We start from the raw sequence: 3,122 nt of genomic DNA on the forward strand, positions 1-3,122 counted from the left end.
GGACAAGCCTGCAGTATAACATATTGTCAGCCGAAAGAGCCTGAGAATTTGCATAAATTTTTTAAAAAGGAAAGGCGGTGAAAAATATGAAGGCAATTAAAAAGCTCATGTTGAAATATGGTTCATCATTGGCGGCACTTGCACTGATGATAGGCGTCAGTTCCAGTTCTCAGGCTTGCTGGTGGTGGTACAATCAGCCAAAAGAGCCTGAAGGTATGAAGAAATTTGTAAAAGAAGACTAATAAAAAAGCGGTAATGGAGCGCTTCGGCGCTCCGATACTGCGGAACGGAGGAGAAGTTATGCAAGGAAAAAACAACTTCAAACGAATACTTTCCGGCATAATGAGTGTAGCTATGGCAGCAACTCTTTTGCCGAGTTTGCCTGCAGTTGCAGAGGATGCAGCAGAAAAGTATCCCTATACAATGTTTGCCGCTTCTGATACAGAAGGAGCTATCACCATTAATGCTAATAATTTCTGTGTGAATGGAAATATAGCGACAAACGGCACAATTGTTTCAAGCGGAAATATGAATGTCAACGGTACGAAAACTGAGAATGCTGACGAAGAAATGATCTACATTCTCAAAAAACTGAACTACTCGTATTTCAGTGGCGATAACGTTGAAACATATGCTGACGATTACAGCTTTGAGGACCTGAACATCAACATTAATAATCCCATGGATGTTAACGGCACTCTAGAACTTACGGGAAATATTAATCTCAATTCAGGAATTAAAGCTGTTGAAGATGTTACCATCAATGGAGAGGTTAAGAATACGAACAATTCTGTTATTTGCTCCGAAACAGGAGATATCAATATCGAAACAAGCAACGTTAATTTCAGCGGCTTGATTTATGCTCCTTACGGAGATATCAACATCGATACAGATAACCTTAACCTCAACAATGTTATCATTATCGGACAAACTATCACCATCGACTGTCCTAGCATTAATGCTAATTACAGCAACAGTATGGCTGAACTTGTCGGAACAGAATCTGACATTGAGGTTGAGCTTTATGCTTTCGGAGAGTATAACAGCGATGCGAACAGCATAGATATGGAGTGGTACACCAATTACAAAAACAGCAGCTATGAGATATGGAGTTCAGATGATAATGTCAACTATACATCCGTAGCTGTCGTTTCGGATGCAACTACCTATCAGTACCCGATCACCGATGACTTTGAAACAAAATACTTCAAGGTTTCCCTTATCACCAATTACGGCGAGAGAATTGAATCAGTACCTTTTGTTGTAACAAAAACAGAAGATGGCTATTATGTTGATTTTCTTGACAGCGACGGTGACGGGCTTCCGGACATTTATGAGAATATGATCGGTACAGATTTGAATAATCCCGATACTGATGGCGATGGACTGACCGATTATCAGGAAGTATACATAACAGGAACAGATCCTACAAAGTACGATTCAGTAACCGAGGGTGTTTCGGACGCTGATGCAGATTCTGACAGTGACGGATTGACCAATGCCCAGGAAATAGAGCTTGGAACTGATCCAAGAAATGATGATACGGACAATGACGGACTTTCAGATTACGATGAAATTAATATTTACGGAACTGATCCTCTCGTTCCGGACACAGACGGTGATGGCTTAAAAGATGGCGATGAGCCGTATATTGGACTTGACCCGACAAATCCTGAAACATTTGACGTTCCCGATGCGGAATATGTAAGCAATCAGACTATTGCCGAGAACAGCGAGGCTCTTAGGGAGATCAATACTGACGATAGTCCTTACAAAATGTCTATTGAAATTGAATCGACAGGTTATGTTGAGGGTAATTTAAAAGCAAAGGAAACAAGCTACTCAAAAGCAATAAGAAATGACGCCATTCTTGGCATTGCACCGGAGTTAACTTGTGGCAACTCTTGCAATATCAGCAAGGTTGTGTTAAAATTTAATATAGCTGATGAATCCGTAGACAATGAACTTAATCTATTCCCTGATGAGCCGGATTTACAAGGATTAAAACGTCTTACAATCTTCAAATACTTTGAAGATATGAATATGCTTCTGCCCATTGAAACAAAGTATGACCTTGAAAACAATACAATTTACACGGAGGTTGACGAACTTGGCACATACTGTATAATGGACATGGAGAAATGGCTTGCCAACCTTGGAATCGGCATTAACGAAGCTGAACCTATGTTGATGTCCTTTGAGGCTGAAGCGGTAGAAGATATAGCTGCTGAATTCAATGAAGAGTCTACACGTGTAGAATTTTCTGAAGAAACACTCGCTGAAATAAATGACGAGGAAGATACTCTTACTGAAGAAACTTTTGCTCCTGCAATGTTTGCTGCTGCTCAGACCAGAGGCGCTGTTACCGTTCAGACACCCGTTGATATTGCGTTCCTTATTCAGACTTCCGGTCAGCTTGAGGATACATTTAATTCACAATGCGAAATGATTGGTAATTTGATGGATTCCCTAATTGCTCAATACGGGAATGGTAATGTACGTTTCTGTCTTATTACTTATAATTTGAATGGAGCACAAGCTCTGAAATTTACATCTGACGGAAATATATGGTTTACCAACAGTGTGGCTGTTAAAATGGCTCTTAGCGCACAGCAATATGTGTACACTTCAGGTTATACTGATAGAGGTAATGCGTTTAAACTATTACAAAATAATGTTATTTTTAAAGAAACATCGGCAAAATTTATTTTTCAGGTAATGAATGGTTCTACGAATGTTGGTTCAATGTATTTTGATCAAATAAATACATGTGCGAAATTAGGCATAAATTATTCCGAGTTAATGCCGGCAGGTTACAGTTACATTGATCCTTCTTATGGACAGCAGGTAGATAATGCGATAAAGAGTACTGGCGGACTTAATCTAACATATGGTACAAATTCAGAGAGTAGTGTTTATAATCATATTGTGGGTAATGTTGCTCCACCTCATGTTGAATTTAAAGCCGTATTGCCAACAGGTTGGGAAACTATTAACCTAGTCAATGTGTTAGATCCTAATAATGGAGCAAAATCAGATAATGATGATTTAACCGACTGGGAAGAAGTTGACACTGAAAGTGGGCTTATTACATGGGATAACGATGGCAATATTCAGTTGCC

The 3,122-nt window shown here is 39.4% G+C and carries 1 protein-coding gene and 1 pseudogene; both read left to right on the forward strand.

Annotation, left to right across the window (positions count from 1 at the left end; translation table 11 throughout):
* The first annotated feature begins 86 nt into the window (after window positions 1-86).
* On the forward strand, window positions 87-242 hold the full coding sequence (locus DW938_RS14375; protein WP_081856071.1) for a cyclic lactone autoinducer peptide: 156 nt from the start codon (window positions 87-89) through the stop codon (window positions 240-242).
* A gap of 58 nt (window positions 243-300) precedes the next feature.
* Window positions 301-3,122 (forward strand): annotated as a pseudogene (locus DW938_RS14380) (thrombospondin type 3 repeat-containing protein); the annotation flags it as partial.

The organism is Ruminococcus sp. AM43-6 (assembly GCF_003461785.1).
Classification (GTDB): domain Bacteria; phylum Bacillota; class Clostridia; order Oscillospirales; family Ruminococcaceae; genus Hominimerdicola; species Hominimerdicola aceti.